General features: G+C 63.2%; 20 protein-coding genes and 1 pseudogene. 11 read left to right on the top strand and 10 right to left on the bottom strand.

The annotated features are described in order from the left end of the window. Positions 1–210: pseudogene (locus tag M3I54_RS09400) on the top strand (IS3 family transposase); the annotation flags it as partial. 440 nt (positions 211–650) lie between these two features. Here M3I54_RS09400 and M3I54_RS09395 read toward each other — a convergent pair. Both M3I54_RS09395 and M3I54_RS09390 read right to left on the bottom strand, forming a co-directional pair. Beyond that, the gene (locus M3I54_RS09395) at positions 651–1,772 is read right to left on the bottom strand and encodes a Gfo/Idh/MocA family protein (protein ID WP_254335035.1); all 1,122 of its coding nucleotides are present in this window, start codon (positions 1,770–1,772) and stop codon (positions 651–653) included. Between the two features lie 93 nt (positions 1,773–1,865). Then, positions 1,866–2,831 carry a sugar ABC transporter substrate-binding protein gene (locus tag M3I54_RS09390; protein ID WP_254335034.1) on the bottom strand — a complete coding sequence of 322 codons (966 nt, stop codon included), beginning with the start codon at positions 2,829–2,831 and terminating at the stop codon, positions 1,866–1,868. A 232-nt stretch (positions 2,832–3,063) separates the two neighbouring features. On the opposite strand from M3I54_RS09390, the gene M3I54_RS09385 reads away from it, so the two are divergent. From M3I54_RS09385 to M3I54_RS09375, 3 genes are all read left to right on the top strand, one after another. Next, the gene (locus M3I54_RS09385) at positions 3,064–4,023 is read left to right on the top strand and encodes a sugar phosphate isomerase/epimerase family protein (protein WP_254335033.1); all 960 of its coding nucleotides are present in this window, start codon (positions 3,064–3,066) and stop codon (positions 4,021–4,023) included. 49 nt (positions 4,024–4,072) lie between these two features. Continuing rightward, positions 4,073–4,468, top strand: coding sequence for a putative quinol monooxygenase (locus tag M3I54_RS09380; protein ID WP_254335031.1), 396 nt, complete (start codon positions 4,073–4,075; stop codon positions 4,466–4,468). 172 nt (positions 4,469–4,640) lie between these two features. Then, positions 4,641–5,678 (top strand): hypothetical protein, encoded by a 1,038-nt coding sequence (locus M3I54_RS09375; protein ID WP_254335029.1) that lies wholly within the window; start codon positions 4,641–4,643, stop codon positions 5,676–5,678. Positions 5,679–5,884: 206 nt separating this feature from the next. On the opposite strand, the gene M3I54_RS44810 is transcribed toward M3I54_RS09375, so the two are convergent. From M3I54_RS44810 to M3I54_RS09355, 5 genes are all read right to left on the bottom strand, one after another. Next, positions 5,885–6,019, bottom strand: coding sequence for a hypothetical protein (locus M3I54_RS44810; RefSeq protein WP_302058891.1), 135 nt, complete (start codon positions 6,017–6,019; stop codon positions 5,885–5,887). Positions 6,020–6,107: 88 nt separating this feature from the next. Further along, complete coding sequence (locus tag M3I54_RS09370; RefSeq protein WP_254335026.1) at positions 6,108–7,166, bottom strand: substrate-binding domain-containing protein; 1,059 nt, start codon at positions 7,164–7,166, stop codon at positions 6,108–6,110. Between the two features lie 24 nt (positions 7,167–7,190). Beyond that, positions 7,191–8,429 carry an SfnB family sulfur acquisition oxidoreductase gene (locus tag M3I54_RS09365; protein WP_254335024.1) on the bottom strand — a complete coding sequence of 413 codons (1,239 nt, stop codon included), beginning with the start codon at positions 8,427–8,429 and terminating at the stop codon, positions 7,191–7,193. Positions 8,430–8,495: 66 nt separating this feature from the next. Beyond that, on the bottom strand, positions 8,496–9,554 hold the full coding sequence (locus M3I54_RS09360; RefSeq protein WP_254335022.1) for an ABC transporter permease: 1,059 nt from the start codon (positions 9,552–9,554) through the stop codon (positions 8,496–8,498). Then, positions 9,551–11,038: a sugar ABC transporter ATP-binding protein gene (locus M3I54_RS09355; protein ID WP_254335021.1), complete on the bottom strand. Its 1,488-nt coding sequence runs from the start codon at positions 11,036–11,038 to the stop codon at positions 9,551–9,553. The genes M3I54_RS09360 and M3I54_RS09355 overlap by 4 nt, the downstream gene beginning before the upstream one ends. Before the next feature lie 323 nt (positions 11,039–11,361). Here M3I54_RS09355 and M3I54_RS09350 point away from each other — a divergent pair, with 323 nt between their 5' ends. From M3I54_RS09350 to M3I54_RS09330, 5 genes are all read left to right on the top strand, one after another. Continuing rightward, entirely contained in the window at positions 11,362–12,606 is a 1,245-nt protein-coding gene (locus M3I54_RS09350) for an acyl-CoA dehydrogenase family protein (RefSeq protein WP_254335018.1), read from the top strand. A gap of 5 nt (positions 12,607–12,611) precedes the next feature. Further along, entirely contained in the window at positions 12,612–14,030 is a 1,419-nt protein-coding gene (locus M3I54_RS09345; RefSeq protein WP_254335016.1) for an LLM class flavin-dependent oxidoreductase, read from the top strand. A 126-nt stretch (positions 14,031–14,156) separates the two neighbouring features. Then, positions 14,157–14,759, top strand: coding sequence for a nitroreductase family protein (locus M3I54_RS09340; RefSeq protein ID WP_254335014.1), 603 nt, complete (start codon positions 14,157–14,159; stop codon positions 14,757–14,759). Between the two features lie 422 nt (positions 14,760–15,181). Beyond that, positions 15,182–16,384, top strand: a complete 1,203-nt coding sequence (locus M3I54_RS09335; RefSeq protein ID WP_254335012.1) for an RsbRD N-terminal domain-containing protein — start codon at positions 15,182–15,184, stop codon at positions 16,382–16,384. 109 nt (positions 16,385–16,493) lie between these two features. Next, a complete protein-coding gene (locus M3I54_RS09330) occupies positions 16,494–17,657 on the top strand; it encodes an ATP-binding protein (protein ID WP_254335010.1) in 1,164 nt (387 codons plus the stop codon). Positions 17,658–18,263: 606 nt separating this feature from the next. Here M3I54_RS09330 and M3I54_RS09325 read toward each other — a convergent pair. Next, positions 18,264–18,776 (bottom strand): hypothetical protein, encoded by a 513-nt coding sequence (locus tag M3I54_RS09325; RefSeq protein WP_254335008.1) that lies wholly within the window; start codon positions 18,774–18,776, stop codon positions 18,264–18,266. A 397-nt stretch (positions 18,777–19,173) separates the two neighbouring features. On the opposite strand from M3I54_RS09325, the gene M3I54_RS09320 reads away from it, so the two are divergent. Both M3I54_RS09320 and M3I54_RS09315 read left to right on the top strand, forming a co-directional pair. Next, positions 19,174–20,649: a sensor domain-containing diguanylate cyclase gene (locus M3I54_RS09320; RefSeq protein WP_254335041.1), complete on the top strand. Its 1,476-nt coding sequence runs from the start codon at positions 19,174–19,176 to the stop codon at positions 20,647–20,649. Between the two features lie 449 nt (positions 20,650–21,098). After that, a complete protein-coding gene (locus M3I54_RS09315) occupies positions 21,099–21,389 on the top strand; it encodes a hypothetical protein (RefSeq protein WP_254335006.1) in 291 nt (96 codons plus the stop codon). A 30-nt stretch (positions 21,390–21,419) separates the two neighbouring features. Here M3I54_RS09315 and M3I54_RS09310 read toward each other — a convergent pair whose 3' ends face one another. Beyond that, complete coding sequence (locus M3I54_RS09310; RefSeq protein WP_254335040.1) at positions 21,420–22,343, bottom strand: spore coat U domain-containing protein; 924 nt, start codon at positions 22,341–22,343, stop codon at positions 21,420–21,422. 35 nt (positions 22,344–22,378) lie between these two features. Further along, a complete protein-coding gene (locus M3I54_RS09305) occupies positions 22,379–24,739 on the bottom strand; it encodes a fimbria/pilus outer membrane usher protein (RefSeq protein WP_254335004.1) in 2,361 nt (786 codons plus the stop codon). Positions 24,740–24,795: the final 56 nt, after the last annotated feature.

The raw sequence follows: 24,795 nt of genomic DNA, 5'->3' as shown, positions 1-24,795 counted from the left end.
CTGGCTGAAACGATCAACGGCTTGTACAAGGCAGAGGTGATCCATCGCCTCGGACCGTGGCGCAATCCGCAGGCCGTTGAAATGGCGACGCTCGAATGGGTTGACTGGTTCAACAATCGTCGACTATTCGGCCCCATCGGCAACATTCCACCTGCCGAGGCAGAAGCCGCTTATTATTCAAAACTCGCTGGGTCCGCCATCGCGGCGTGACTCAAGCAAAACAGCCTCCGGGAAACCCGGGGCGGTTCATACCGCCAACTACTCCCGGATCGGCACCGCCTTCAGAACGGGGCGGTCGCGCGTAAGGTCCGAAAGAGACTGCTGATCCCGATGTCGACGGGCCGGGCACAACGGGCGCGTGCGGTCCATCAGGAGGTGCGGAACCACAGGGAGAAATGCCGGTGGGATGCGTTGCGCCCAGGTTCGGGCGTGACGTTGTCTCCGTGTTGTGGACCGCTGCCGCGGTTTCGCTGTTGTTGTCCAAAAGGTTATTTCGTCGCCCCCAAAAGAAAAATGCCGGGCGGAAAAATGATATTTCCTCCCTGCGGAAATATCGGCATCGTTCTTGTGAACGCATTTCGGGCCAAAAAAAGCGGCCCCGGCGAAGGCTCTCGCCAGAGGCCGCTTAAGCGCTGGAGAACTCCTTTCCGTCAGATCGCGATCGAACGCCCTTCGACGGATGACTGGATGGCGCTGTCTACGACCCGCTGGATCTCCCACGCCTCCTTGAAGTCGGGAAACGCCCGCCCCCCTCGATCAATCGCATCGAGGAATCCGGCCATCTCAATGGTCTTGAGATCGTTGAATCCGATCTGGTGGCCGCCTGCGACCGTAAAATTGGCATACGGCGGGTGTGCAGGCACCGCTTCGATACGGGTAAATCCGGAGGTGCGCGGGTCGTCACCGCCGCGGTAATAGTGCAGTTCGTTGAAACGCTCCTGGGAGAATACGAGCGCGCCCCTCGTTCCATAGACTTCGAACTCGAGCTGCATCTTGCGCCCCGTCGCGGCCCAGTTTGCTTCGAGAGTGCCTGAGCAGCCTCGCGCAAACGTGACCATCAGCCGGGCAATATCGTCGACCTTGACCGTCCGCCGCTCGCGCGCGCCCGGTGCGACCGGCCGTGTCTTGTTGACGGTCTCGAGCCGCGCGGTCACCTCCTCGATCGGCCCGAGAAGGAAGCGGGACAGCCCGATGATGTGGTTGCCGATCTCCGCGAGCGCACCGGCGCCGTTTTCCGGATCCACTCGCCAGCCGTAGGGAATTTCGGGGTCTGCCATGTAGTCTTCGGCGTGCACCCCACGAAAGCTTGTAATTTCACCGAGCTCGCCATCCGCGATCATTTGGCGCGCGAGAGCCAGCATCGGATTCTTGATGTAGTTGTACCCAACCTGCGTCACCGTTCCTGCCGCCGCGGCGGCCTCGGCCATCGCCAGTGCGTCGGTTGCCGAAGGGGCGATAGGCTTTTCGCAGTGCACGTGCTTGCCAGCTGCAATTGCCGCAAGCGCCATCTCGCGATGCAGGCTGCACGGCGTCGTGATGGAGATCACCTTGATTGCGTCGTCTGTGAGCAGTGATTTCCAGTCCGTCGTTGCCCGCTCGAACCCGAACTGCTGCTGGGCTTGTCGTGCACCCGCCTCATTGACGTCAGCCACCGCGACAAGGCGCGGCCGCACCGACTCCGGGAAGGCGTTCGGAACAGCACGGTAGGCGAGCGCATGCGCCTTTCCCATGAAGCCTGTTCCGATCACGCCGACACCAATCTCTCGTCTCATCCAAACCTCCAAATATCGATCGCGGCACGTCGTGCCGCGATCGTCGAAATAACTAGAGCGCGAGGCAGAATTGACTACTGCCTCAACCGTCGATCACTTCTGCTGGGAATAGCAGACGTTCACGTCGGCCTTTGTCGCGATCGGATTCGGCAGATACTGGAGCGCCTGCGGGGTACCGCCGGTAGCCAGCATCTTTGCTGCCTTGGCGGCGTACGCGCCGTCGTCGAAAGGAGACTGCTCGACATCGGCGTATGCCTTGCCGGCGTTAATCAGGTCGACGCCTGACTGGTCGCAGCCGTGGCCGACGAGCACAAGCTTGGAGGGATCGAGGCCAAGCCGTTCGGCTGCGGTAACGGTGCCTCGCAGCTGTGCGTCGTTTTCGGTGTAAACGCCCTTCACATCCTTGTATTGGGTGAACAGTGCCGAAGCGGCCGCGCTCGCCTTGACGGCGTCCCAGTCGCCCGGAAGAGCGCCCACGACCTGGATTCCCGGTGCATCTTTCTTGAGTTGGTCGACGAACCCCTGGTAGCGCTGGAGCTGCGGCGGCGTGCCCATCGGCCCATTGATGACGATCACCTTGCCGCTCGCACCATAGCCCTTATCCTTGAAGCCCTGGATCATGGCCTTGGCGGCAGCCTGACCGTTGCTGATATCGTTCGGCCCGGTGAACACCTTCCAGTACCGGGAGTACTTCTGATCCGGCATCGAATTGGAAATCACGAGCGGAATCTTCGCCTGGTCGATTTTGCGAATCGACGGGACCATCGCGCTTGAGTCGACCGGGACGAGCACGATGACGTTCGGCTTTTGTGCGAGGGCTTGCTCGACCTGCGTGGCCTGTTCGTTCGCGTCGTAGTTCGTGACCTTCACATCGAGGTTGATGCCCTGAGCCTGTGCCTCTTTCTTGAAGCCCTTGATGTAGAGCGCCCAGTATTCGACGCTCTGGGTCGGCATGAGCAATGTCACGTGCGGTTGGCTTGCTGCGCTCGCGACGGTGCTCAACGACGTCAACAGCGTTGCGAGGGCGACGCCAGCGAGGATGCGATTGCGGATGATCATGAGTTGTCTCCTTTTGGACCACACCCAAAATTGAGTGTTTGGTTTCTGATGTTTTCGAGGCAACAGTAAGGGGCGCAGGCGGAAAGAAAAATGCGGTCCGACGAAAAGTTATTTTCTTGCAGCGGAAAAATGTGCTGCAGGCGCGTCGATGAGACGCGCGGAGGCGAACAATCGGATTCGAGGCTGCCTATCTCACAGCCACCAGCCTTTGTAGAGCAAATCTCTACATTCAGTGGAATGCGGATGTGTTTATCCGCCCGGGTTTCTACGCGATAGTGGTATTCATGGTGACCGGTTCCATCTCGTCACCCACCTGTTCACTATCGAGAGAGTCGAAATGTCAAAATCCAATATTGAGCTCGTCGCAGCCTATTTCACGCTGTCGGGCGACGTTTATCCGTTTGGTCCGACCGAGATCAGCCCGTTCAGCTTCAGGCATCGGGTTGAGGCTGCTGCCAAGGCCGGATGGTCAGGCATCGGGCTCATTCATTCCGACATTTACGCGACCGCCGACAAGATCGGCTTTGCCGAGATGCGACACATCCTCGAAGCCAACGGCATCAAGCATGTCGAGTTCGAGTTCCTCGTCGACTGGTACCAGACCGGCGAACGTCGCCGTACGTCCGACAGCATGCGCTACTACTACCTGAAGGCCGCCGAAGAACTGCGCGCGCGCATCGTCAAGGTAGGACCCGGCATCGGGGAAGAAACCGCAAATGTCCCGCTCATGGTGGAAGAATTCGGCAAGCTGGCCGAAGACGCGGAGAAGCGCGGCACGCAAGTGATGCTCGAAATCATGCCGTTCAGCAACGTTCGGACGATCGAGACCGGCAGGGCGATCGTCGAAGGCGCCAACAAGGCGAATGCTGGACTCCTGCTCGACATCTGGCATCTCTCGCGCGGCAACATCGATTTCAAGGAGATCGCCACGATCAAGCCCGAGTTCATTAAGGGCATTGAGCTCGACGATGCGGACCGCTACGCGATCGAGCCCCTGTGGATGGACACCTGCCATAAACGTCGTCTCCCCGGCGAAGGCGTTCTCGATGTAAAGAGCTTCATCAAAGCCGTTCAGGCAACCGGCTTTGATGGTCCCTGGGGCGTCGAGATACTCTCCGAAGTCGAACGCAAGCTTCCGCTGGAAGAGATGGCGACGCGCGCGTACAACGCAACGATTCAGCAGTTTGAGTAATAACCGCAATCCGGGGCCGTCGATCACCCCGTTGGCCCCGGAGACGACTGTGTCCGCGCTGCCCTGCGGAAGCAAATATGGTGACACTGCCAGCCGTCGAAGCTTCCAGTGGTCGCCAGAGCTGACTGGAGACGCCACCATGGTCTCGCTCTATGTGCGATTCAATCTCGTAGCCGGTAGAAAAGATCAATTCCTCCCTCGCATCAACGCGCTCATCGACGCAATGTCTGCGGAGCCGGATTTTGTCAGCGCGGTACTCAGTGAGGACGCTGAGAGCCCCGACGTTCTAGTGCTCTTTGAAGTCTGGAACGGCACGGCCGATCAGTGGCTGGAAGTCCAGCCGACTCGAACCTACCGTGCCGGCTATACGAACGCGACAAACGATCTGTTCGACACAAAGGAAGTCCACTTTCTTACCCCGATTTGCATCAAACAGCGCAAGTAAGAGTCCCCAGATTTCGAGTCCCGATCTTCAGGCGCCGTCAATCAACATCGCGCCCCCCGACCGACGTAACAAGCAAAGCCGCGGCGCACTATGGCGTTATCGCTTCGCCAAAGCTCGTTGGCTGCTAAGATCAATCGACGGATCCGCTTTAGCAACTGGAGAAACAAAAAGGATGAAGTATCGCGGTGTCGTTTATGACGTAGGGCTGAGGTTTGTTTCGGATCAGCCCTATTCGGTCGAGCCGTTCAGCCACGCTCTGGCCGAACATGATATGAATACAATCGCCACCGGTCTCCACGCTAATGCTGTGCGCATCGAGGGCGAAGAGATTCAACGCCTGGTCACTACAGCGCGCATCGCCAATGCTGCTGGCCTAACCGTCTTCTTCAATCCATGGAAGATGAACGTGCCGACTCGCGAGCTTCCCGATTATTTCGCGGAAGCGGCGCGCGCAGCTGAGGAGCTCCGCAGGGACGGTGTTGACATTGTCTTTGTTTGCGGCTGTGAAATCACCCTGTTCAACGACGGGATACTGCCTGGTGCAACATTGATGGAACGCGTTGCCTGGCTTGGTTCCCAGGCTGCCGACGCAACCGGGCCCAAAGTCCCGGCTGTCTTTCAGGAGAAGTCCACGATGCTCCATGACGCCCTCACGGCCATCACAGCCGCCGTCAGGGCAGAATTCAGCGGGCCCGTGACCTACTCTTCCGGCACGTGGGAGAACGTCGACTGGAGCCTGTTCGACGTTGTTGGTGTCGACTACTACCGAAATGGGGAGACGGCGAGCGAGTACGTCGCCGGTCTCGATCGCTTCCGAATCGGCAACCCCCTTGTCGTTATGGAGGTCGGCTCGTGCGCCTATGAGGGGGCCGCTGCCCGCGGCGCTGGCGGCTTTATGCTATTGGAGGGGCAAAACCCTGACGGCACGGGAAAGTTCGTCAACAATATTGTTCCCACGCGAAGCGAACGAGAACAAGCCGAATATGTGGAAGAACAACTGGAACTCCTGTCGGGCGCAGAAGTGGATGGCGTCTTCATCTACGTCTTTTCGTTCCCGAGCTATCGCTTCGGCGAAGGGGCACGAGACCTGGACATGATGAGCTTCTCCCTGGTCAAGACCTTTCCCGACGGCGACCCGAGATCAAACCAAATGCCGCCTTGGGCGCCAAAAGCCGCATTTCACCGCGTTGCTGACTTTTTCCAGCGCTAGGGAAGGCCTGCGAAAGTTCTGGCGTTGAAGTTCAATTCGCCTATCCTGGCGGAAGGCGAGTTAAAGGATATCGTCGACGACACAGTTCGTTCGTGGTCTGGTCCTTTAAGTTCAATGTCAACCAGAAGAGCCAAACAGCAAGCCACTGATTCCTTAAGAAATTTATTAAGGGCCCCATGGCAAGGCCAGACAGTGCCGAGGCGCGTCTAACCGGAAACCTGCACGAAAATCAAAGGCACACCGGGCCGCGAGAGATCGACGCCGCTGATTTCCGCGCCAATATGCGCTGAAAGCGGCCGGACAACGATCTGGGCTTCTTCTGGGACGACGGCTGTGCTCATGATGATTTCCGGTTGAAAGCGTAATACGCGCTCCGATGAGTCAGATCGAAAGAAGCGCAATGACTATCGTCGAGCGCCCCAATCAAGGTCACTGTTCGACGGGAATCCAGGCCGCCGTCGCTGCGTCGCTGGCCCGGAACGCCGGGAATTTCGCCCCCAGTTCCGCGATGGTGTGGATATCGTTCTTCACGAGATCGTCGCGCGTGACGAGCGCGGGCTTCACGAGGATGTGATGGTCGAGCGGCTGCCCGGCCACGTTGAGCGCCGCGGCGCGCACCGACACGGCGCCCACCACGGCGGGGTTGGTCGCCGCGGTGGCGACCCACGCGCTGTTCGGCGCGCGAATCGCCTCGATGTCGGCAGTCGAGATGTCCGCGCTGTAGATCCGCACCTTGCTCGCCACATTCGATTCATTCGCCGCGAGATTGGCGCCGCGCGCAAATTCGTCATAGGGGGCAATGACCACGCGAATATCCGGATGCGCGCGGTAGGCGGCAGCCGCCTGATTGGCAACCGACTGCGCGATCGGATTGTCCACGGTGCCCCAGCGCGCCTTTTCCTGGATGCCGGGATGCTCGTGCTTGAACGTCTGCCAGACGGCGTCGCGCCGGTCGAGCGGCGCAAAGCCCGCTACGTACACATAGCCCGCGGAAAACGCGCTGCCGTTGTCCTTGACTGCCTGGGCGAGCAGCAGCGAAGCGAGGTCGCTGTCGCTCTGCTCGATTTGCGGGACCTTCGGATTGGCCAGATTGACGTCGAAAGCGACGACCTTGATGCCCTTGTCGAGCGCCTGCTGCACGACATCCTTGAGCGACTCGGGCAAGCCGTGATTGACGATGATCGCCGACACGCCCAGATTGATGGCCTGCTGGATCTGGTCGCGCTGCTCGGCCGCGTCCTGGCGCCCTTCGTAAATGCGCAGGTCGATGCCGAGCGCCTTCGCCTGCTTCTGCGCGCCCGCCTCGTAGGCCTGGAAGAAGTCGCCCTCCGAAAGATAATTAACGAGCGCAATCTTGACGCCGCCTTTGTCGAACGGCGCCGGGGCGCCAGCCAGTGCAGCGGCCTGCGCCGTGAGCGTGCCGAACAGGGCCGCCGTGCAGAGCGCCAGTGCGCCGTTGTGAATGAGCCGTTGAATCGATGTCTTCATGACGTTCCCGTTTGTGCGTTGTGGTTAGTTCCAGGCGTGACGTGCCGGCTTGACGCCGTTGAGGTAGTAATTGCCAACAAGGTGATACTTCCAGCGCACCGGATCGTGCAGCGTGTGCGTTCGTGCGTTGCGCCAGTGGCGGTCGAGGTTGTGCACGCCGAGCGTCGACTGTGTGCCGGCCAGTTCGAACAGCTTCTCGCCGGCCAGCAGCGCGACTTGTGTCGTGAGCACCTTCGCTTCCCCCACGGCGACTGAGGCGCGCGCCACGTCGTCCTCCGTCGTCTCGCCCTTTGCGGCGAGTTCATCGAGCACACGCGCCGCGCGCTCGAGCAAGGCCTCGGCGGCATGCAACTGGATATGCAGATTGCCGACCTCGCGGATCGTCAGGGGGTCGTCGCTTGCACGGTCGACGCCGCTATCGACCCACGGCCGCGAGCGTGAGCGCACGAACGCGAGCGTGTCTTCGATCGCAGCGCGGGCAATGCCTGCGTCGATGGCTGCCTGGATGATCTGCGAGAGCGGACCGTTGAGCGTGGGCTGCTCGGACACACGATGCGCGGGCAACACGAGCCTTGCCGGCACGCACACATTTTCTAGTGTCACGGTGCCGCTAGCGGTGGTGCGCTGACCGAAACCGGACCAGTCGTCCACCACGCTGAGCCCTTGCGTGCCGCGCGGAATATAGGCGAGCCAGCCCCTGCGGTCCTCGTCGAGCCCGAGCACGGGGACGTAATGCGCGAACAGGGCGCCCGTCGAATAAAACTTGGTGCCGTCCACGACGTAGTCATCGCCGTCGCGGCGCACGCGCGTCTTCAGGTCGAGCACGTGTTTCGTGCCCTTTTCCGAGAAGCCGTTGCCAAAGCGCTTGCCGGCGAGGACCTCGCCGAACAGCTCGCGCTTTTGCTCCTCGGTGCCGGTCAACGTGATCACGTCGACGAGGCCGAAGTGATTCTGCGGCAGTTGCCCGAGCGACGGGTCCGCAGCAGAAATGATCTTGACTACCTCCGTGAGCGTGACGTTGGACACGCCAGCGCCGCCATACGCTTTGGGCACCGTAATACCCCATAGCCCCGAGCGCGAGAACCACTCGATCTCCTCGTGCGGCAGGCGCCGCTCGCTGTCGCGCTGCGCCGCGCCAACGGCCAGCCGCACGGCCAACTCCGTTGCGACCGCAATCGCTTCGTTTTCCGTAGCAATCACATGCGCGGCTTCCGTTAAGGGAGCGGCGCCCAGTGTCTCGCTGCCTGCCAGTGTCTCTGCCATGATTTGCTCCGCTCGACCAGATTGTGTAGTTTTGCCAACCGCAACATTGCCGGACGTCTGCCGGCGTCAGTTGCGCCCTTCCGCCCGGCGCCCGATGCTGAACGTGAACGCCAGCGCCACGACCAGCAATGCGCCCTTGATGAAGTCCTGCAGGTAATACGGCGCGTTGAGCATCGTGAGACCGTTGAGCAGCACGCCGACGAACACCGCGCCGATCACCGTGCCCGGCACATTGGGCCGCTTCGCGCCCCACACGGCGTAGCCAACCAGCGCGGCCGCCACCGCATCGAGCAGCAACGAATGCCCCGCGCTCACGTCGCCTCGCCCCACGCGCGCGGCGATCAGCAGTCCGCCGAGCGAGGCGATCGTCGCGGAAGCGACATAGGCCGCGAGCCGGTAGCGGGCCGTTGGCGCACCGGCCAGCCGGGCCGCCGTCTCGTTGCCGCCGATCGCATAGACGACCCGGCCCCAACGCGTCGAGCCCATGACGAACGACACGAGCACGGTCAGCACGAGGAGCACGATGACAGGCACCGGCACCACGTCGAAAAGGCGTGCGCGGCCTAGCGCGAGGAACGCATCGGGGAACGTGCCGCTCGCTTCGGTGCCGTCGGGCAGGATCGTGCCGCTCGCAAGCGAGCGGCCGCCGGTGGGAATCAGTTGCAGGCCTGCAAGCAGGAAGAGCGTGCCGAGCGTCGCGAGCTGGTCCGGGACATGCAGGCGCGTGATCAGCAACCCATTGAAGAGCCCCGCCGCCACACCCAGCGCGAGACACGCAAGCACGGCTTCCCAGCCGTTGCCGTGCCACACCACGAGCACATAGCTAGCGGCCATCTGCGCCGAGGCGGCGACACTGCCCACGGAAAGATCGAAGCCGCCCGCGGCGAGCGTGACCGTTACACCGATGCCGAGCAACGCCACGATCGAGACGGCCTGCAAGATGCTGAACAGGTTCGCGACGTTCAGAAACGCGGGTTCGCGAACCGTGAAGATGACGCCAAGAGCGACGAGCACGAGCAGTAGCCCGCCGCGCTCGAGCGCGACGAAGAGGCTGTGCCGGCGCTGCCGGGTCGTGTCGCGCGCGGAAGACTCGTCCGATGCTGCCGTGGGTGTGATGGATCTCATGAGTGGGCTGATAAGAGGGATTCCGCTACGGCTACGCGTTCGACTGTGCCGCGGTCGAACAGGACGATGCGGTCGGCGACTTCATGCGCCTCTTCGAGGTCGCTGACGAAAACGAGCGTCGCGCGCGTAGCGGCGCGCTCGCGCAACGCGGCGGCGATATCGGCCCGTGCGCCCGCATCGACGCCCTGGAACGGCTCGTCGAGCAGCAGCAGCCGGGCCGGCTCGGCGTGCCAGCGCGCCAGCAGCACCTTCTGCTGATTGCCGCCCGAAAGCCGCGCGACGCGGTCGTCCGGACCCGAGCAGCGAATGCCGAATGTCTCGATGGCGTCTTGCGCCTGCGCGGCTTCGCGATCGCGAGGCAGGCCCACGCCGCGCTGCCAGCGGGACAGAAACGGAAAACTGATCGTGCCGGCGATCGATGCGAACGCAACGGTGTCGGGAAAGAGTGACGTGCGCCACCGGTCTTCGCCGGCGAGGAATACGCCCGCGCGGATCGCGTCGGTTGGCGAGCGCGGGGCCCAGGCGCTGCCGTAGAGGCGCATCTCGCCCGCGGCCGCGCGCAACGCGCCGAATATCACCTGGGCAAGCCTCGACTTCCCCGCGCCGACCGGGCCGACAACCGCGACGATCTCGCCTTGCTGTACGTCGAGATCGAACGCGTCGCCATGCGCCGTGAGGCGCAAGCCGCGCAGCCGCAATGCGGGTTCCGCGCCCGCCTCGCCCGTGCGTGGCAAGACTCGCGCCTGCGGCAGTGCGCGGCCGATCATCGCCTCCAGCGCCGCGTCGAAATCGATGGGCGCGCTCTGTTCGGCCACGATGCGGCCGTCACGGAGCACGGCCACCCGCGAAGCCAGTCTTCGCAGATCGCCAAGCCGATGCGAGACGAGCAGCACCGCCACGCCCTCCGCGCGCAAGTCATCCACTAGCGCATGGAGCCGTGCGGCCTCGCTCGTGGAAAGGCTGGCCGTAGGCTCGTCGAGAATCAGCAGCCGCGGGCGCGAAGCCAGCGCCCGCGCGATCACCACGCGCTGCTGGCCGGCGAGAGAAAGCGAACCGAGCGGTGCCGTCAGGTCGGCTTCGAGCCCCACGCGCGCGGCCAGCGCGGCTGCACGGGTGTAGCGGGAGGCGCGCGGCGTCCACCAGCGCGCTCCGCCGCCGCAAAGTTCGTCGAGCAGAAGATTGTCGGCAATGGACAGCGCGGGCACCACGGCGTCGGCAATGCTCTGATGTACGGTCGCCACGCCCAGACGCTTCGCCGCCTGGGGCGAACCCGGCGCATAGGCGTGTTCGCCGAGCGTGAGCCTGCCTTCGTCCTGCGAATTCACGCCGCTCAGGATCCTGACGAACGTCGATTTCCCGGCGCCGTTCGCGCCCATCAGCGCAACGACCTCTCCGGCGTGGATGGAAAAGTTCAGCCGCGACAGCGCGAGCGTCGCGCCAAAACGCTTCGTGATCGAGTGGGCAGTCAGAATCGGAGCGGACATCGCTGGGTTAGCCGGTTGGGGATCGCTAGCGGACAGTGCTGCCCATCGTAGCGAGGCATGGGAGGGAGCCCAACGAAGCGATGCTCATATTCATGCGTCTGCATTTGATAAGGCGCCCTACCGAAAGCGGCCTGACAGCAACAGGGCGTATCCGCTGTCGCAACAGCCAATTCGACGACATTGCAAAGAACGCGCAGAAGCAAATCGGGCAAGCCGATATCGATTCATCAATCAGTTATTGGAGCCGCAGCGCGCGGGTTTCTATACTTTTCTTCTTCGCTGCGTGGTGCGCAGTCTCTCCACCCCCAACCGAGAAAGAACGCATGAATGTCTCCCGATCCCGTGACGCGCTCTCGCAAGGCGCCGACTACGAAACCCTCGCCGCCCGCTTCCGCCCGATCTTCACGGAGATCGGCCGCGAAGCCGCCGAACGCGAGCGCTCGCGCACGCTGCCGCATGACGCGATTGCCGCGCTCAGGCAAGCGGGCTTCGGCGCCGTGCGCATTCCGGTGCGTGACGGTGGCGCGGGTGCTTCGATCGCGCAGTTGGCGCAACTGCTCATCGAGCTTGCCGCCGCGGACTCGAACCTGCCGCAGGCGCTGCGCGGGCACTTCGCCTTCGTCGAGGACTGGCTGAACGTGCCTGCCGGCGCGGACCAGCGCGCATGGTTCGATCGCTTCGTGAGCGGCCAGCTCGTCGGCAATGCATGGACCGAGGCTGGCGACGTCGCGCTCGGCCAGATCAACACGAAGGTCGCGCGCCGCGACGGCGGCTTCGTGCTCAACGGTTCGAAGTACTACAGCACCGGCAGCCTCTACGCGGACTGGATCGACGTGTTCGCGCAGCGCGAAGAGGACGGCAGCGACGTGATCGTGGCCGTGGCGACGGACCAGCCCGGCGTGCTTCGCGAAGACGACTGGGACGGCTTCGGCCAGACGACCACGGGCAGCGGCACCACGCTCTTTCGCGACGCCACGGTCGAGGGCCGCAACATCATCGACTTCAGCCGCCGCTTCAAATATCAGACCGCGTTCTATCAGCTCTTTCACGTCGCCACGCTCGCAGGAATTGCCGAGGCAGCGAGGCGCGACGCCGCCACCCTCGTGCGCAGCCGCAAGCGTATCTACAGCCACGGCAACGCGCCGCGCGTGAGTGACGACGCGCAGATCCAGCAGGTGATCGGCGAGATCGCCTCATGGGCCTATGGTGCAAAGGCCGTCGCGCTGCAGACTGGAGAAGCCGCACAGCGCGCTTACGAGGCGCGCTTCGAAGGTGACGACGAGGCCGAGCGCGCGGCAAACGTGGAAGCCGAAATCGCTTCGGCACAGGCCCAGATCGTCGCCTCCGAATTCGCGCTGCGCGCGGCGACGCATCTGTTCGATGCGCTCGGCGCGTCTGCCATCCGCGCCGGCCACGCGCTCGACCGCCATTGGCGCAATGCACGCGCGGTGTCGTCGCACAATCCGCTCGTCTACAAGGCGAAGATCGTGGGCGACTGGACCATCAACGGCACCGAGCCGCCCTTTCTCTGGCAAATCGGCAACGGACCGGAACGCGGGAGCAAGTGAACATCATGAGCAAAACCATCCACCTGAATGCCTTTGAGATGAACTGCGTGGGCCACCAGTCGCCAGGCCTCTGGACCCACCCGCGCGATCGCTCGTGGCAGTACAAGGATCTCGATTACTGGACCGACCTCGCGAAGATACTCGAGCGTGGCGTTTTCGATGCGATCTTCATCGCGGACGTGATCGGCTATTACGACGTCTACAAGGGCAACAACTATCACGCGCTGCATCAGGCGGCGCAAATTCCCGTAAACGACCCCCTGCAACTGGCCGCGCCCATTGCCATGGTGACGTCGCATCTGGGCATAGGCATCACGGCGTCCACGAGCTTCGAGCACCCTTACACGTTCGCGCGCCGTCTCTCCACGGCCGACCATCACACGCAGGGGCGCCTTGCGTGGAACATCGTGACGTCGTATCTGGAAAGCGGCGCCAAGAATATCGGGCAAGGCGGCCTGCGCGACCACAACAACCGCTACGAAGTCGCGACGGAATACGTCGAGGTGCTCTACAAGCTGTTCGAAGGAAGCTGGGAAGATGGCGCCGTGGTGCGCGACCGTGACCGGCGCGTGTTCACGCACCCCGAGAAAGTGCACGAAATCGGCCACAAGGGAAAATATTTCGAAGTGCCAGGCTATCACCTTTGCGAGCCCTCTCCGCAGCGCACGCCGGTGCTGTTTCAGGCGGGTGCATCGGGTCCCGGCAAAACGTTCGCGGCGCAGCATGCCGAATGTGTGTTCGTCGCGGCGCTCACAAAGAACCTGCTGCGCGAATACGTGGCGGACGTGCGCCGCCTGGCGGCGCTCGCCGGGCGCGATGCCAACAAACTGCTGATCTACAACCTCGTCACCGTGATCGTCGACGAGACCGATGCCAAGGCACAGGCACGCTTCGAGGAGTATCAGCGCCACGTCTCCTACGACGGCTCGCTCGTGTTCATGTCGGGCTGGACCGGCATCGACTTCGGGCAGTACCTGCCCACCGACACGGTCAAGCGCGTGCAAACGAATGCGATCCACTCGGCTGTCGAACATCTCTCGGGCGGCGACACGACCTGGACCATCGAAGCGCTGGCGAAGTGGGGCGGCGTCGGCGGAATGGGACCGGTATTCGTCGGCTCCCCCACGACAATTGCCGACATCCTCCAGGAGTGGGTCGAAGAGACCGGCGTGGACGGATTCAATCTGGCGTACGCGCTCGCACATGAGACCTTCGAGCATGTCGTCGAGTACCTCGTGCCCGAGTTGCAGCGCCGCGGCGTGTATCCGCACGACTACGCGCCGGGCACCTTGCGCGAAAAGCTCTTCGGCGGCGGTGCGCGATTGCCCGACGAGCATCCGGCGGCGCGCTATCGCGACATCGAGCGTGTGAAGCGCGAATCAGCCGTGCAGACGGGCGAACCGGTTCCAACCCCGGCTGCGTGAATAAACATAAGCAACCCAAAACAAATGCGTTAGCCGCAAAGAGGCGCACTTCTATACTCGTCGCATCGAGGGGCCGCGTACCCGCACGGCCTCCTCTTTACTTGCGCTCATCTCCAGGACACTCACATGACGACCTCGAATCAACGCACCGCCGACCACGCGATCGACCGACAGTTTCTCGACCGCTGGTCGCCGCGGGCTTTCACGAACGACACGCTGCCCGAAGCCACGCTGCTCACGTTTCTCGAAGCGGCGCGCTGGGCGCCCTCTTCGTACAATTCCCAGCCCTGGCGTTTCGTCTATGCCCTCAGAGGTACGGTGCCCTGGTCACGCTTCCTCGGTTTCCTCAATGATTTCAACCGCGGTTGGGCCCAGCATGCCGCCGCCATCGTGATCGTCCTCTCGAAAAAATCCTTCGTGCCACCGGGCGCAAAGGATCCCGTTGCTTCGCTCACGCATTCATTCGACAGCGGTGCCGCGTGGGCGCAACTTGGGCCTCAGGCCAGCCTTTCCGGCTGGAAAGCACATGGGCTCGCTGGCATCGAGCGCGAGCGAATTCGCGCGGAACTCGCCATACCGGATGACTACGCCATCGAAGCGGCTCTCGCGATCGGCCGCCCGGGCGACACCGCACAGTTGAATGAGGCGCTGCGCGCCCGCGAACTGCCGAACGGACGCCTGCCGTTGGCCGCGATTTCCGCGGAAGGCGCGTTCGCGTTCACCGAATGACCCCGATCGGCGCGCTATGGCGCGCTGATCTCGGCTTTCCCGCGCGGCGCGTCCGCCGCTGCGACATATTGCAGAGGTTTTTTTGATTACCAATCTCGGATTGGCCTCGCTTAGCCTGTTCAGGCGTCTGCGGCCGCGATCGCTGACCAAAAAAACCTCTGCATTATGCCCTGCAGCGCATAAGTGCTTACCTTGTTCGCCCTCGGGTAACGCTGGCTCTCGCATGAACGGTCTCGAACCTCGTCGAGGCGATGGAAGAAGATCGCCTTCGTCAACGAGTTGCGGGCGCCTCGTCCTTGTTGAGCCCGATCGACACGCGGCGGCACAGTGCGAGCTCCAGCGGCCATTTCAGCGTGAACAGCGTCCTGCCGGCACAGATGCGTGCATACTCGCGTGACCCGCCTGCTTCGATATGAAACGCGATGACCCCTACCCCTTCCCCGTCGCCAGTCACGCAGATCGCTGCCCACGTTGCTTCTCAACGGAACACGCTCGCGGCGCAGTGGCTGCGCACGGTGCACGCCGACGCCGACATCGATGCATCCGACCGTCTGACCCATGCGCAGCTGATTGATCATCTGCCGGTGCTGTTTGACGAGCTCTGCCGTTTCCTGCGCGGCCGGGATGCGGCGCTGCTTGCCGGTGACGTCCGGGACGATGCGCAGGAGCATGGGCACCATCGATGGGAACAGGGATACCGGCTTGAAGAGCTGTTGCGCGAGCTCGATGTGCTGCGCCGGATTGTCCTCGAGGCCGTCAGCGACGCCTTACCCGAACTGGACCCGGAGATTGCCAGGAGCGGGGAAAGCACAGCGAGGACATTGATCGAAGAGTTTTTCAGCGTCGTTTCCCGCAGTTCCGTGCAGCAGTTCGTCACTGAGCAGAACGAGAAAACCACCGCCTATCTGGAGCAGCTGGAGGAGTCGAACCGGCAGCTTCAGCTCAGCGGCGGGCGACTCGCCGAACTTGCCGCCTCGCGCGCGCAGCTGCTGCATTCCATCGCGCGCGAGATACAGCACATTGGCAACCCGCTCGCCGTCAGCGTCGCCACATCCGAACGCGACGGCCATCCCAATTTGCAGCTCGTTGCCAATCACCATGTCGCCGAGCTGAACGCACTCGTCGATCAGCTGGAGCAATACGGGAGGCTTCTTGCCGACCGAGCCGCTCCGGCGTCCGAACGCTTTGCCTTGCGGCCCTTGTTTGACGAGACGGTGCACGCGTTTGCCGTCATCGCCGAACAGCGAGGACTCGCCCTGGCGGCGGATTTCGACGAGACGCTCGCGGACGTCACCGGTGACCGCTCGTATGTCCGACAGATCCTCCACAACCTGCTACTGCATGCACTGCGGCATACGGATCGCTATGAACTGCGAATGTCTTTCTCGCAGGCCGATATGCAACGATGGGTGATTGAAGTGTCGGGTACAGGCATGCACATTGCTCGCAGTCGTCAGGTGGCCGAGGAGCCCGGAACGGATCTGACACCCGGCGAGGCGTTCGGTATAGCACTTGTCAAGGAAATGGTCACGCGTCTGGGGGGCAGCGTCCGAACCATTGCGACGGAAGACACAAACAGCCTGTGCGCCGTGACGCTGCCGTTCCGGCTGGGCTCCGCGCCATGACCTGCCGGTCTCCGTGACGAACCTGACGGAACAGATCCTTCACGCTTTCATGGAGAGAAGCGACGGAACAGATCGATGACGCTGTTGCGGTCGCATTGGGAGTTATTACATGATGTCTGGAAAACGACAGAAGTCCGTGCGTCCGAAGTCTCAGTCGCGCGCGGAATTCCTGTCGCTCCTCGCGCATGAACTGCGCAATCCGCTGGGGCCGATTCGCCATTCATCGACGTTTCTGCGCATGGTGGCAACGGACGAAAAGCAGGGTCACGCGCTCGACATCATTGACCGGCAGGTCACACACCTTGCCCATCTGATCGACGACCTGGTCGACGGTGCGCGGCTCGAACGCGGACTGGTCACGCTCAGCAGGCAATGGGTCGATATCGCTGGCATCGCCCGGCACGCGCTCCAGGCGATCCAGGCGCGTGTCGACGCGCAGGCGCTGCATCTCGAAGCCCGGCTGCCCACTGGTGACGTGCAGATGGAATGCGACCCGGTGCGCGTGAGGCAGACGATTGATAACCTGCTGGATAACGCGGTGACGTACACGCCCGCGGGCGGCACCATTGAACTGGCGATTGAGGTGCGCGATGACCGGCTCAGCATTCGCGTAAGCGACAATGGCATGGGCATTCCGAGCGGGTCCCTGCCGCATGTCTTCAACCTGTTTTCAGCCGTCAGACGCGGCGACCAGGAACGCGCCAGTCGGCTCGGTATCGGCCTGGCGATCGCCCGGAGTATCGCTGAACTGCATGGAGGCACCCTTGAGGCGCAAAGCGCCGGCGTCGGACGGGGTAGCACCTTCACCTTGACCTTGCCGGTGACGGGCCGACCCGGCTCGCCCGGCAGTCACGAAACACCGGTCGCCAACGCCATGCCGCCCACGCTGCGCATCCTGATTGTCGAGGATAACGTGGATGCAGCGGAAAGCCTTGCAACATTGCTGACCCTGGCGGGGCACAGGGTGGAGCAGGCGCATACCGCTCGCGCGGCCCTGGCGGTCATCGCGGGTTTTCGGCCCGCCGTTGTCCTGCTCGACATCGAGTTGCCGGACCTGAGCGGCTATGAGGTGGCCGAATGCATTCGTGCGCAGCAGGAACTCAGGGATCTGCGACTCGTTGCGCTGACGGCATACGGTTCGGCCGAAGCACGCGTACGGGCACAGAAAGCGGGTTTCGACGGCTATCTGGTCAAGCCTGTTGATTTCGGCTCACTCAACGACCTGATGGCCAGGCTCGTCGCGGATGACGGCATTCGGCCTGCCGACGGTTGAAGGACAGGGCCCGCCCGCACACCCAAACCAGGTCAAAGCGACAGGCGTTACTTCCTGTCCAGTTGCTGCATGCCCCCCGGCCGCCAATTTTGTGTCGGTCGCCTTCATGACCGGACTCGGTCCCATGGCGAGCATCCGCAGGCGACTCACGGCCCTGGTTAGCAGGCAATTGTCAGATTAAAGCATCCTTCAACCGGACGTCAGGGCGTCGCGCAAAACGCGTCAAATGAGAGTCGTTTTCGCCATTGGTTGACGCCTCCGAATCAACGTCTCAGGCCCAAATCTGACGGTTTCGTCGTTGGCGTACGTAAACGTCCGAATCTTGACGGCACCGCGAATCACACATACGTGGCCGGCCGGCTACCAGGCGCTGGCGAGCACGATAATCGAGGGCACTGCAGCCGCGCGACTGGAACGACCGGCTCGATCACGTGAGACCAGCCAGCCAAAGCCGAACTGTCACGATGCGGGCACCCGGCCTGTCCTTTGCATGTTCTTGCAATCAGCAAATCAATCGCCATGCGCTAGTCAGGGTGCGCTCAGGTTTCGGACGAAAACGTACGATCGGCGCGCCGCAGAATCAGATAAATGAAACGCTACGCACCATTATTCGGGGTTGAACCAGGATACGCACTCCGGATCCAGAGCGCACCCCGGAAGGGCAATACTGAAGCGCGTGTTGCATGCAACCGGGATGTCTGCTGTCAGCATTTCACGTAACGCGGTGCTACTGCACCCGCTGGTAACGTAACGTTCCCCATCGGTGCGGCCCGCCGTGCGCCCGTGCCTGAAGGTGCCGGACGCCGTAACCTCATCGCTGACCCGGGCCATACAGCATTCCCGCATCCGCGGAAAAACCGATGAGATGGCAAAGCGGTTCGCGTCAGCTGACACACCGGCCCCGGTGACGGCCCAGCCTGTACGGATAGCGTCGGAAAATCCACGAAAATAGCCGAGCAGCCGAGGCACTACGCCGGGGGATAACGGACTGCCGTGAAGCCCGGAACACGCGATCGTGCGGGCCGCCAGGGTCGCGACGATGGCGCCCACCTTGCGCGCCGTCGCGGCTTCGGGCGATTCATCCGCGACCCGGCCGGGTCGAAACAGGCGTTCGGTCATCGTCACCCCCTGACGGTTTCTCTTGTGCTGCGACAGGCTGACGCGGCGTCAATTGAGTCTGATTCTTCTTCGGGAGGAAATCTGTGCGGCGCTGAACACCTGGTCACCGGGTCTCCGCGGCAGGCGTTGGCGGGTGTCGCGTAACATGGTGACGAAATGCCGCCTGCATGACACGGATCAAGAAAGGGAACGAATTGCCGATAACGCATGGGTGAAGCAGTAGAACATCCGGCGCATTCAACGGCCGGATCAGGAATCCCTGATCCCGGCATATGACTTCGCCACCGGCCGGCTTCGTGCACATACACATGCGGCCGGATTTCCGGAACGAGGTGGGGGCACGGTGGAGACGGTAACAAGAAAGAACACGGGGCTTCTGCTGTCCTTTGCCGGCCGCCTGTGGCGCGGTCGCCTCGAGCCACAGGCGATCATCTGGGGCGGGATTTTTATCGCGCTGGTCATGGTCTCCCTGTGCGCGACGGTGCTGTACGAAGGGCGTCTGGACGCAATGGAGCGGGCCCGCGAAACTTCGCGCAACCTTGCCCTGATCGCCGAACGGGACATCGAACGGAATTTCGAGCTGTACGCCCTGTCGCTGCAGGCAGTCGTCGATGGCATGCGCGATCCTGACGTACTGGCTTTGCCGCCCCACATGCGGCGTCAGGTGCTGTTCGATCGCGCGGCGACCGCGAAATATCTCGGCGCGATGCTGGTGCTGGATGCATCGGGCAACATCGTGATCGATTCGAACGGCGATATTCCACGTCAGGGCAACTTCGCCGATCGCCGGTATTTCACCGTCCAGCGCGACAATCCGGATGTGGGTCTCTACATCAGCGATCCCTTTCGCTCGCGGTTGCGCAACGGCTCGCCCAGCATTGCCCTGACCCGGCGGCTTTCCCATCCGGACGGCTCGTTTGCAGGCATCGTACTGATCGCCGTCAATCTCGAGTATTTCCACACGCTGTTCGCCGGACTGTCGCTCGGGCCGCACGGATCGGTGGCCCTGATCGGCCGGGACGGCGTCATGGTCATGCGCCAGCCGTATGACCTGCGTACCATCGGGCGCAACATCAGCAACGCCAGCACGTTCCATCATTTCAGGTCGGCCCCGGAGGGCAGCTTCAGCGACACCGCATCGATCGACGGCGTGCGGCGACTGTACCTGTTCAGGAATTTTCCGGATCTGCCGCTGATCATCATGGTGGCCGAGGCCGAGCGGGACATCTTTGCCGGCTGGCGGCAGCGTGCGCTGACGATCGGCTCGCTGATGGTCGGCTTCGGCCTGGGGTTCGTCGCGCTTGCGTTCCTGCTGGGCGCCCAGTTGCGGCGCCGGATGCGCGCGGAATCGGAGTTACAGATGCTCGCGAGGACCGACGGCCTCACGGGACTGAACAACCGCCGTACGCTGGGCGAGATTCTCGACCAGGAGTGGCGCCGGGCCCGCCGTACGCGCAGCATGTTTTCGCTGCTGTTCGTCGACATTGACCGGTTCAAGGCTTACAACGACGCCTACGGCCACCAGGCCGGTGACGATGCGCTGGCTGCCGTTGCACGATGCATCGGCGAGAACATCCGGCGACCCGCGGACAGCGCCGCGCGCTACGGCGGGGAGGAATTCGTGGTGGTGCTGCCTGATACCCCGCCGGCAGGGGCCGAGTTGATCGCCGAGCAGATTCGCGAAGCGATCAGCGATCTGGCCATCGAGCACGCGGGCAGCGAATACGGCCGCGTCACCGCCAGCATCGGCACGGCCTGCTGGGTGCCGGAGCAGGACAGTGATGTAAGCGCCGTGATCAGGGCCGCCGACGAGGCGCTGTACACCGCCAAGGCCACCGGTCGCAATAAGGTTTCGACGTTCTCGTCGGCGTGAACGGGCTCCAGCCAGCATCAGCGGGCAGCCGTCGGCAGGTCGCTTTCACAGAGGGCTAAAATCGCGACACGCCTCCGGTTGACGGGCATCCCGTCGCCAGACAGTCTGCGGCAGGGATGCTGCGATGATTCCCGCCCGGACGGCGCGCGCCGGTGGGAAGCCGCGTCAGGTACACACAGCGTGAGCCGGTCATCCTGAGAGCCTGTTCCCCGCACCGTAGCCTGATCTTGAATTGGCGCCTGGAGATGGCTTGCCGCGGCTGACGCACGAACGGCCATCTGCCTCTGCCACGCAATAGCCGGGTGCAACTGCGAATGCGGTTGTCGTTCGCATATGCGGGTTGCGCACTCAGGTTTTTCCCTGATCTGCCGATATCGAGGTATCGCCCCGGGCTGTTCATCGAACGTCCGGCCGCGCGACAAGCAGAGACGGCAGCGGAAATCCCTCACATGTTGCGCAACATCAAAACCTTCGCGATCGCGGTATGCCTGCTGGGCGCCTCCACGTCGCACGGATCGCCAACACCACTGGCCCCTATCCAGGTCAGCCTGGTCATCCAGGAGAGCTGCGTGATCCAGTCCGCGGCCGATGCGGTGCCCACCACGATGCCCGGCGTCTCCTGTCTGCATGGCACGCCTTACAGTGTGGCGCTTGCGCCGCGCGAACCCACGCAGCTCCTCTCCACCCTGCAACTTGCGGATCGCACCACGCAACGCGCCGTCTGGATGGTGGCATTCTGATTGCGGGCAGGCATGGTCGACGGCACAGCGTCAGAAGCTGATCGTCGCGGTGATGGTGTCGCTGTAGCTACCGGGCGCTGGTGTGGTCTGCGCCGGAACGACGCCGTAGACGCTGATCACCTGCTGGTTGCCGGAACCCGTGCCGGTTTCCATCGTGGTGCCCGCCGTGCCGTCACCCCATGCGGTGGTATGGGCGGAATCGGTATACAGCTGGTAATTCACCACACCGCCGCCGCCCGAACGCTGCATCTGCCGGGCTGCCACGTTGCCGCTCGTGCCGCCGTTCAGCGCAATGCGGTAGGCATCGCCATTCGTGCATTGCGCGGTGATCGATCCTGCGGCGCTCAGTGCGTTCGTCAGCACGCTCGACGTCGCAAAACTGACGTTCGTCGCCGTAATGTTGCAGTTGTTAACGATGGTGGCCGACACGCTGAACGGGAAACTGCCCCCGGCGGCGGTGAGCGATGCACAGGCCGGTTCGCCGAACAGATAGAAGCCGTAGTTGATCGACGTCGTGGTGCCGCCGAAGCTCTGGGTATAGGTCGTGCTGCTGTTGCCGACGGTCGGCACCGTCGGCTGGCTACCCGCGATCAGGCCATAGATGGTGACGGACTGTGTGGCGGTCGTCCCGGCCGCTGGTTTGGTCAGCGTGAGCGGGATCGGCGTCGTGCCATAGTAGATCGAGCCCCACGCGAGCGAATGGGCCGAGTCCTGATACAGGTCATACTGCATCTGGTTCGAGCCGTTCACGAGGCCGCGCGGGCTGGTGCCGCCCAGGTTCAGGCACACGCGAACGTTGGGCGTGAACGTGATCGCCGGCCACGTACACGTCACGCTGACCGTGCCGGTTGCGCTGACCGCGCTGCGGCTGATCGGGCTGACCGAACCGAAACTGACCGCCGAGGCGCTCGCCGAGCACGTCTGCGCGCTTACGCGGCCGGGCAGGCCGAGCATCAGGCCCAGGACCAGCAGAACGAAGGTGATCCGCTTCATGGGCGGTCTCCGGACACCGGGTCGCAGATCAGTGGCCCGATCGTCGGCAGTGCGCCGTTGCTGGGGCGGGTATAGGGAAATTCCACCGCGCAATGCAGCGTGCCACTATCGATCACGAGACGGTTGTCGCGCTGCAGGCTGTCGATGAAGGCCAGGCCGTCATAGCCGACGATCGTGTCTTTGCCGCTTTCCACGTGATGCACGCTCGCGCCAGGCGGCAACGCCTTGCCGTCCGGACCGTGAAGAGTGACGGACGCGGCGCTGTAGCGCGTCACGCCGAAATGGGCGAGCACACCCGATTGCGTCTTCGGCACGAGATCCATCGATGTGGCGGCGATCCGCGCATCGGCCGGCAGCTTCATGCTGTCGATGCTGACCTCGTTGTTCTGATACGCATTGAGATCCGGCACCAGCAGGTGACCGGACCCATCGGTCGAGCCGATCAGGCGGTTTTCGTGCAGCACCGGGATGCCCGCGACGCCGTCAGTCGACACCAGCGCAAAGCCGTCATCGATGCGGCGCGAGAGCTGGGCGCTGCCATCCATCAGCACAAGTGCGCCGGCCACGTCCAGCGACGCACTGGAACGCCCGCCAAGATTCTGCCCGACCGCGGTGACCTCGCCGTACCGCCCGAGATATTGCGCCTGTGCCTGGCGGTATTGCATCGCGCCCGTGCCGCCCGCCTGCACCCCCCAGCCCCAACCACCGCCGTAGTCGGGCGGACGGATCGCATTGACGTTGTAGTCCGACTGGCCATTCTGTTTGCCGACCGTGGCGTTGACCGACGTGTTATGCCCGAGTCCGAAGCTCACGCTCAGAAACATGCCGCGCGAGTCGTGCTGTTTGAAGTCCCGGTAGGCACTGAGATTGAGCGTGGCCAGATCGCCCAGATTGAGCGTGTACGACACAGAGCCGGTCCTTGAGGCCGGCCCTTGCGGCAACCTGAAGCCGATGTAGCTGACGGAAAACGTCTGGTGACGCAGGAATGGCAGCGCGAGCGTCACCTGGTCAGTCGCACTCGGCACCGGCGTGCCGTCGCGTGCGGCGAGGTCGCCGTAGTTGCCGAACGCCCGGATGGTCTGCGCGTCGATGGAAAAGCGTGGCTCGATCAGCTGGTAGCCGAGACTCGCCTGCGTGCCGGCAAGACGCCCTGTGCTCGCCGAGAACGACCCGTTGACGACGCCACCCATGCCGAGGCGTATCAGGGCGCCCGCGCCTGCGTTATAGAGGCCGCCTGTGGCCTCCGCATGACCTTCGACGGTTATCGAATCGCTCAGGCCGCGGCGAACCGATCCGCTTACCGCGGGGCGCGGATCGTAGTCGAACGATTCGAGCCCATACGCGCGGCGCAGGAAGCCCGCTTCAAACGAATAGCTGGACAGTCCTGGCGCCAGCAGCCGCGTGTCGACGTAAAGCGGCACCGAGGTGGTGATCGTGCGTCCGAGTGCGTCGCGCGTGATGACGGTCGCCTGGCCGGCCCCGGTGATGCCGGGCACGTCGCTGACAATGAACGGCCCGCTTGGCACGTTCCCGCTGAACTGCCGGACATTGTTGATGTACAGGTCGACTGCCGACGGCACGACAGCCGAGCCCGCCAGCGCCGGCACGGGGAACGTGACCAGGTCCGGACGCAACGCGAAATTGCTGCGCCACTGGAACCCGCCGATGCGGATCGAGCGCGACCACGCAAGCGACGACGAAATGGTGTCGCCGAACTGCGTCGTGCCCAGCGTGGCCGGATCGGACCGACTCCACGATGTGTCGTAGCGCGTGTAGCGCTGATCGTTGCGGTACAGGTACGCGATGCCCGTATTGCTGAAGACACCCGCCGGATCGAAGTAACGCTCCTCGGTGTACAGGGCGAGTTGCTCATCGGTGTTCGTCTGCGCGAACGCGTCATAGTTGATCACCAGTCCACGCGACGAGCTCGCGGGCGCCGTCCTGGGTAGTGAGCGACTGTCGAACGTGTAGGGTTTGCGCATGCTGTCGGGGATCTGCAGGTCGACGGCCTGACGTGCCGCATCATAGGTGTAGTGCAGGCCGGAAATCGAATCCAGCTGCACTTCCGCGGTATCGGCAATGCCAAGGGCAGCAGTGGCCAGTCCGATATCGCTCAGGTCCCTGCCGGTCGCGGCGAGGTGGCCATTCAGCTCACGGAAATGGGCAAGCAGCGAGGTGCGCTGGCCGTTCAGGTCCACTTCGAGGATCACGTCATGGGGCGAATTCGCGCTGGCATCCGCCATCTGCAGAGCGCCCTGCCCGTAGACCCGCGTGCATCCCACGGCGAGCAGCCCCAGCGCGGCGAGAACTGCGTGAAGCCGGCGCACGGGAAATCGATGCTGTCGCATGTTTCGCATGGGTCGGGCGGCAGCGCATGGTGGCAACTCCAGGCAGTACACAGGCAAGCGATGAA

Source organism: Paraburkholderia sp. CNPSo 3274, assembly GCF_024206475.1.
GTDB lineage: Bacteria > Pseudomonadota > Gammaproteobacteria > Burkholderiales > Burkholderiaceae > Paraburkholderia.
This window is presented reverse-complemented; position numbering and strand designations above follow the sequence as displayed.

What these genes read in the sequence shown, in the direction of transcription:
- M3I54_RS09355 (WP_254335021.1), bottom strand. Translation starts at nt 11,038, where the DNA reads ATGTCCGCTCCGATTCTGACTGCCCACTCGATCACGAAGCGTTTTGGC.
- M3I54_RS09390 (WP_254335034.1), bottom strand. Translation starts at nt 2,831, where the DNA reads ATGATCATCCGCAATCGCATCCTCGCTGGCGTCGCCCTCGCAACGCTG.
- M3I54_RS09315 (WP_254335006.1), top strand. Translation starts at nt 21,099, where the DNA reads ATGTTGCGCAACATCAAAACCTTCGCGATCGCGGTATGCCTGCTGGGC.
- M3I54_RS09325 (WP_254335008.1), bottom strand. Translation starts at nt 18,776, where the DNA reads ATGACCGAACGCCTGTTTCGACCCGGCCGGGTCGCGGATGAATCGCCC.
- M3I54_RS09395 (WP_254335035.1), bottom strand. Translation starts at nt 1,772, where the DNA reads ATGAGACGAGAGATTGGTGTCGGCGTGATCGGAACAGGCTTCATGGGA.
- M3I54_RS09305 (WP_254335004.1), bottom strand. Translation starts at nt 24,739, where the DNA reads ATGCGAAACATGCGACAGCATCGATTTCCCGTGCGCCGGCTTCACGCA.
- M3I54_RS44810 (WP_302058891.1), bottom strand. Translation starts at nt 6,019, where the DNA reads ATGAGCACAGCCGTCGTCCCAGAAGAAGCCCAGATCGTTGTCCGGCCG.
- M3I54_RS09310 (WP_254335040.1), bottom strand. Translation starts at nt 22,343, where the DNA reads ATGCTCGGCCTGCCCGGCCGCGTAAGCGCGCAGACGTGCTCGGCGAGC.
- M3I54_RS09335 (WP_254335012.1), top strand. Translation starts at nt 15,182, where the DNA reads ATGACCCCTACCCCTTCCCCGTCGCCAGTCACGCAGATCGCTGCCCAC.
- M3I54_RS09340 (WP_254335014.1), top strand. Translation starts at nt 14,157, where the DNA reads ATGACGACCTCGAATCAACGCACCGCCGACCACGCGATCGACCGACAG.
- M3I54_RS09370 (WP_254335026.1), bottom strand. Translation starts at nt 7,166, where the DNA reads ATGAAGACATCGATTCAACGGCTCATTCACAACGGCGCACTGGCGCTC.
- M3I54_RS09375 (WP_254335029.1), top strand. Translation starts at nt 4,641, where the DNA reads ATGAAGTATCGCGGTGTCGTTTATGACGTAGGGCTGAGGTTTGTTTCG.
- M3I54_RS09345 (WP_254335016.1), top strand. Translation starts at nt 12,612, where the DNA reads ATGAGCAAAACCATCCACCTGAATGCCTTTGAGATGAACTGCGTGGGC.
- M3I54_RS09350 (WP_254335018.1), top strand. Translation starts at nt 11,362, where the DNA reads ATGAATGTCTCCCGATCCCGTGACGCGCTCTCGCAAGGCGCCGACTAC.
- M3I54_RS09365 (WP_254335024.1), bottom strand. Translation starts at nt 8,429, where the DNA reads ATGGCAGAGACACTGGCAGGCAGCGAGACACTGGGCGCCGCTCCCTTA.
- M3I54_RS09360 (WP_254335022.1), bottom strand. Translation starts at nt 9,554, where the DNA reads ATGAGATCCATCACACCCACGGCAGCATCGGACGAGTCTTCCGCGCGC.
- M3I54_RS09330 (WP_254335010.1), top strand. Translation starts at nt 16,494, where the DNA reads ATGATGTCTGGAAAACGACAGAAGTCCGTGCGTCCGAAGTCTCAGTCG.